Source organism: Planosporangium thailandense (assembly GCF_011947195.1).
In the GTDB taxonomy this organism is placed as follows: domain Bacteria; phylum Actinomycetota; class Actinomycetes; order Mycobacteriales; family Micromonosporaceae; genus Planosporangium; species Planosporangium thailandense.
In genome coordinates this window covers 1-671 of record NZ_JAATVY010000091.1, presented here as the reverse complement: position 1 = coordinate 671, position 671 = coordinate 1, and the positions used below count along the sequence as shown (strand labels likewise).

The 671-nt window shown below is 75.3% G+C and carries 1 pseudogene; it reads right to left on the bottom strand.

The annotated features are described in order from the left end of the window. Positions 1–189: 189 nt before the first annotated feature. A pseudogene (locus HC031_RS32260) lies at positions 190–671 on the bottom strand (hypothetical protein); the annotation flags it as partial.

Genomic DNA, 671 nt, shown 5'->3' with positions numbered 1-671 from the left:
GGTCCGGTACCCCGATTCCGTGGAGCACGCTGCCGCGGTGTGCGAACTGGACGGTGACCGCGAGGGCGAGCACGCCGCCGAGGAGGCAGACTCCGATGACCAGGCGGACGATCGGATCCCGAAGGCCGGCCCGTGCGGGACCGGCCGCCCGGGTGCTACCCGGGCGGCCGGCCGTTGACATGCTCGTACTCACGGCTGGGGCAGCCACGCCCACGATCGCGCGCTCCACGCGTCGGAAGCCCAGGACCGGGCTGCCCACGCGACCTCATCCCACGATCGGGCGTCCCACGACCGGGCGTCCCACGACCGGGCGTCCCACGACCGGGCGTCCCACGACCGGGCGTCCCACGAGCGGGCAGCCCAGGACCGGGCGTCCCACGACCGGGCAGCCCACGAACTGGCCGCCCACGAACGGGCCACCCACTCGGTGCCCGCGCCGTCCCAGGAGCGCGCGTCCCAGGACCGGGCAGCCCACAACCGAGTAGCGGGATCGAGCTGCGCCCACGAGCGCGCCGCCCAGTCGCGGGAGGCCTGGCTCAGCTTCTGCCACGCGGCCTCCGCGGCGGCGGCGTCCCGGTTCAGTAGGGCGTTCTCCAGCGCGATCCAGACCTCCGCGTCGCGGGCGAGCGCGGCGTTGTCCCGCTCGTACCGCTCCTGCGCCGGGGAGTTCT